General features: G+C 71.5%; 5 protein-coding genes. 4 read left to right on the top strand and 1 reads right to left on the bottom strand.

Annotated features, from left to right (window positions below):
- The 4 genes from B2J89_RS20770 to sufT form a co-directional block, all read left to right on the top strand.
- The coding region (locus B2J89_RS20770) for a SufD family Fe-S cluster assembly protein (protein ID WP_169170747.1) at positions 1 to 1,031 on the top strand (1,031 nt) is incomplete at its 5' end.
- Between the two features lies 1 nt (position 1,032).
- Positions 1,033 to 2,298 (top strand): aminotransferase class V-fold PLP-dependent enzyme, encoded by a 1,266-nt coding sequence (locus B2J89_RS20765; RefSeq protein ID WP_169170750.1) that lies wholly within the window; start codon positions 1,033 to 1,035, stop codon positions 2,296 to 2,298.
- Complete coding sequence (gene sufU / locus B2J89_RS20760) at positions 2,295 to 2,783, top strand: Fe-S cluster assembly sulfur transfer protein SufU (RefSeq protein ID WP_169170746.1); 489 nt, start codon at positions 2,295 to 2,297, stop codon at positions 2,781 to 2,783. Before B2J89_RS20765 ends, sufU begins: the two co-directional genes overlap by 4 nt.
- Entirely contained in the window at positions 2,767 to 3,312 is a 546-nt protein-coding gene (gene sufT, locus B2J89_RS20755; protein WP_169170749.1) for a putative Fe-S cluster assembly protein SufT, read from the top strand. Before sufU ends, sufT begins: the two co-directional genes overlap by 17 nt.
- A gap of 31 nt (positions 3,313 to 3,343) precedes the next feature.
- Here the strand turns inward: sufT and B2J89_RS20750 are convergent, their stop codons facing one another.
- Positions 3,344 to 4,555: an NnrS family protein gene (locus tag B2J89_RS20750; protein WP_169170748.1), complete on the bottom strand. Its 1,212-nt coding sequence runs from the start codon at positions 4,553 to 4,555 to the stop codon at positions 3,344 to 3,346.
- Between the last annotated feature and the right edge of the window lie 5 nt (positions 4,556 to 4,560).

Genomic DNA, 4,560 nt, shown 5'->3' with positions numbered 1-4,560 from the left:
ACCACAGCGTCAGCGCGCGCTGGCTGGACGCGGGCGACCCGCAGCAGCGCGCCGAGCTGTTTGCCGGCGTGCCGCTGCCCGGCGAGGGCGACGCCGCCCCCTTTGCCTGGGCGCACCGCGCGCTGTGCCGCCAGGGTCTGCGCCTGCGCATCGACGGCGCCCCCGGTGCCCCTTCGGGCGAGACGGTTTGGCTGCAGCTGCGCCACCAGCCGCGCGCCGCAGTCGAAGCGCCGCTGCTCGTGGTGGACGTGGCAGAAGGCGTGCGCTGCATGCTGATCGAGACGCACGAACGCGTGCCGGCGCAATGCGGGCAGAGGCTGGCGCAGAACCTGCACATCCACCTGCGCCTGGCGCCCGGCGCCACGTTGCAGCACCTGCGCGTGGCCACCCCGGGCGCGGACGATCAGGTCGCCCACCTCGTGCATGCGCAGCTGGGCCGGGGCGCGCACTACCACCAGGCGCTGGTCGCCTCAGGCAGCCAGTACCACCTGCAGCGCACGGCACTGCAGCTGCAGGGTACGCAGGCCAGCGCACGCACGGCCGGTGTGCTGTTTGCCGGCGGTGCAGCGCTCGAGCAGCAGGTCCAGACATCGCACAGCGCCGCCCACACCGCCAGCGCCGTCGAGGCCCTGGTGTTGGCCAGCGGCAAGGCCCACGCCGTCGCCAATGCCCACACCTGCATCGCACCGGGCGCGGACGGGGCCGACGCGCGCCAGCGTTTGAGCGGCATCCCGCTGGCAGGCCAGCCGCGGCTGGTGCTGCGCCCGCACCTCGAAATCCACCACGACAAGGTGCAGGCTGCGCACGGCGCCACCTGGGGCGCACTGCCCGAGGACGCCTTGTTCTATGCCCGCCAGCGCGGCCTGGACGAAGCCAGCGCGCGCGCGCTGATCATCGAAGGCATGGCCACCGCACTGCTGGAGCGCTGCTTTGATGACGCCGAAACACTGGCCACGCTGCTGGCCGACGGCCTGCTGGCACGCACCATCGCGCGCCACCTGGCCGCAGCGCAGGAGCCGCACCATGGGTGAAATGCACTTCCTGCCGGACTTGGCCACCGCCCCCGACACCCTGGCGAGCGGGGTGCGCAGCCAGTTTCCGGTGCTGGCGCAGCGCATCCACGGCGCGGCGCTGGCTTATCTCGACAACGCTGCCACGACGCAGGTGCCGCTGCCGGTGCTGGCCGCCATGCGCAATTTCGAGGTGCACGACCGCGCCAACATCCACCGCGGCGTGCACGCGCTGAGCCAGCGCGCCACCGACGCCTTCGAGCAGGCGCGCAGCGCACTCAAGCGCTTCGTCGGCGCGGGCGCCGGGCACGAGCTGGTCTTCACGTCGGGCACGACCGAGGCGCTGAACCTGGTGGCGCACGGGCTGTCGGCTGCAGCTGCGGGCAGCGCTTTTCTGCAGCCCGGCGACGAGATCATTGTCAGCGGCTTGGAACACCACGCCAACCTCGTGCCCTGGCAGCAGGCGGTGCGGCGCAGCGGCGCGGCCCTGCGCGTGCTGTTGCCCGACGCGCAGGGCCGGCTGCACCCCGAAGACCTGGTCCGGCTGTTGACGCCGCGCACCCGGGTGTTCGCGCTCACGGCCTGCGCCAACGCCACCGGCGAGCGGCCGCCGTTCGAGGCGCTGCTCGCGCTGGCCGCGCAGGCGGGCGCGCTCACCGTGCTCGACGCGGCGCAGGCCATGGCGCACGCCGTGCCCAATCTGTCGGCGCTGGCTTGCGACTTCATGGCCTTTTCGGGCCACAAGATGCACGGCCCCATGGGCACGGGCGCCCTGGTCGGCCGCCTGGCAGCGCTGGAGCGCCTGGCACCGCTGCGCTACGGCGGCGACATGGTCGACTGGGTGAGCTACACCGATGCCGGTTTTGCCGCACTGCCCAGCCGGCTCGAGGGCGGCACGCCCCATGTCGCGGGCGCCGTGGGCATGGCGGCCGCGGCCGCCTTCATCGACGCGGTTGGCCGCAGCGGCATCGACGCGCATGTGGCGGCGCTGCGCGCCCACGCGGCAGCGGGCCTGGCCGCAATTGACGACATCACGGTGCTGTCACCGTGGGCGGCCGAATCGGCCATCGTCTCCTTCGTGGCACGCGGCGTGCACCCGCACGACATCGGCACGCTGCTCGACGAACAAGGCATCGCGGTGCGCACCGGCCACCACTGCGCCCAGCCGCTGCTCGACCACCTGGGCCTGGGCCCGACGACGCGCGCGTCGTTCGCGCTCTACAACACGCACGATGAGGTCGAGCGCCTGGTCGCGGGCGTTGCGCGCGCGCTGGAGGTGCTGCAATGACCAACGCCGAAACCGACCTGTACCAGGACGTCGTGCTGGACCACAAGCGCGCGCCGCGCAACTTCGGCCACCTCGCCGCCCCTACCCACCGGGCGCGCGGCACGAACCCGCAGTGCGGCGACGACCTCAGCGTTGAACTGGACATTCAGGCGGGCCAGGTGCACGACATCCGCTTCAGCGGCCAGGGCTGCGCCATCTGTATTGCGTCCGCGTCGATGATGGGCGAGGCCGTCAAAGGCCGCGACGTGGAGGCCGCGCGGCAGCTGCAGCAGCATTTCCGTGCCGTGCTCACCGGCCAGACCGAGCCCGAGGAAACCCAGCTGGGCAAGCTCGTCAGCCTGGCGGGCGTGCGCCGCTACCCCAGCCGCATCAAGTGCGCTTTGCTGGGCTGGCATGCGCTCATGCACGCGCTCGCGGAGGCTCCGCAGGTCGCGACCACCGAACTGCCCCATCCCAGGAGCGACCATGATGAAACGACACCGTGAAGACGTGCAGATCCGCCGGCCGGTGCGCGTGGAGCGCGTCCCCGACGGCTCGCCGATGGAGCTGCCTGCCGGCGCCTTGGCGCAGGTCACGCAGGCCCTGGGTTCGTCCTTCACGCTGCTGGTCGATGGGCAGCTGGTGCGGCTCAAGGGGGCCGACGCCGACGCCATCGGAAAACCGCCCCCCGAGATCGCGCCGGTGCCCGACACGGTCGGCCCCGACGAGGTGAGCAGTCTGGTCTGGCAGGCCCTCAAGACCTGTTACGACCCCGAAATTCCCGTGGATATCGTCGAGCTGGGCCTGGTCTACCGGTGCGACTTTGAACCGATGGAAGACGGCCAGGTGCGCGTGCTGATCGACCTGACCCTGACAGCGCCGGGCTGCGGCATGGGCGAAACCATGGCCGACGAGGTCTGCGACAAGGTGCTGGCGGTGCCCCACGTCGGCGAGATCACGGTCCGCCTGGTGTTTGACCCGCCCTGGGACCGCTCCCGGATGTCGGAAGCGGCGCTGCTGTCGCTCGGCCTGTAGCGGCATAGTCCCGCAGCGCGACGCACGGCCTTCAGCCGTCCTTGCCGTCCAGCCGGCTGGCGGTCAGCCAGGGGGTGAAGAGGACCAGATAGATCGCGAACGCGCTCGACCAGGCCAGCGCCGCGCCCACCAGGGCGGCGGCATACCACTGCGGCGCAGCCAGCGGCACCAGCACGCGCAGCACGGCGGCAGCCATCACCAGCGCATAGGCCAGCACTTCCGCCCGGGACGCCTGCAACGGCCGGCCGGTGTGGCCGCGCGCCGTGCGCGTGACCATGCCGATGATGAGCCCACCCGTGGCCCCCACGGCGAGCGCATGCACGCCCGCCGACATGCTGACCGCCCCGATCTGGGCGCATGCCAGCATCGCAAAACCCACGGGAATCCACGCATACGACGCGTGCAGGATCCACAGGATCGGGCGGCTTAGCGCAGCCCGCGGGTGCCACTGCCACAGGCGTGCGCCGTGCAGCACTGCCGCCAGCGCAAAGGCCGCCAGCGTGGCCGGCCCGGGTGGCGCCAGCACCCACAGCGCGAGCGCCAAGCCCGTGACCGCCAGCGTTGCGCCTTCAATTGCACGGTGCACCGTGATCTTGAGCCCCGGGTTCACGCCCATGGTGAAGGCCGGCACCACGCGCCCGGCGATCACGCACTCGATCATCACGATCAGCGCGAGGCCCGCGTACAGCGCGCGCACCGGCGGCAGGTCCACGGCGCCGAGGACCGCCAAATGGAACAGCGCATTGGCCACCGACAGCAGCAGCAGAATCCCGACCAAAGGCAGGTTGCGGCGGTTGTGCGCGCGCAGCAGGATCTCCAGAAGAACAGCGGCGACCACGGGCAGCAGCGCGGCGTCGAGCATTGCGTACACCGCATAGGGCGCGGCCACTGCCGCCACCCTGGCGGCCAGCCAGAGCAATGCCAAGCCGGCCAGGGCCGCGCCGCGCGGCGTGGCCAACCCGGTCCAAGCCTTCACGGCCGTCAACAAGAAGCCAACGATTACCGCCGTGGCGAACCCGAACAGCATTTCATGGGCATGCCACAGCAGCGGCGCCACGGGCAAGTTGAGCTGGATGCCGCCGAGTAGCGCGGCCACCCAGACCGGCACCGCCACACAGGCCAGCAGCGCCGCACACAGGTAAAAAGGCCGGAACCCCAGGCGCAGCAAAGGCCATCCCCGAAGCGGGCTGTGGGGCGTTGCCTTGGCGGCAGCGGGGACGAGGGGCGGTAGGCTGGTTTTCATGGTTT

The organism is Acidovorax sp. SRB_24, from assembly GCF_012931925.1.
The sequence above is the reverse complement of the archived record's forward strand: the minus strand, read 5'-3'. Positions and strand labels throughout refer to the sequence as shown.

Bases quoted from the DNA above. Each gene is read 5' to 3' on its own strand.
- B2J89_RS20765 (WP_169170750.1), top strand. From the start codon at position 1,033: ATGCACTTCCTGCCGGACTTGGCCACCGCCCCCGACACCCTGGCGAGC.
- sufU (WP_169170746.1), top strand. From the start codon at position 2,295: ATGACCAACGCCGAAACCGACCTGTACCAGGACGTCGTGCTGGACCAC.
- sufT (WP_169170749.1), top strand. From the start codon at position 2,767: ATGAAACGACACCGTGAAGACGTGCAGATCCGCCGGCCGGTGCGCGTG.
- B2J89_RS20750 (WP_169170748.1), bottom strand. From the start codon at position 4,555: ATGAAAACCAGCCTACCGCCCCTCGTCCCCGCTGCCGCCAAGGCAACG.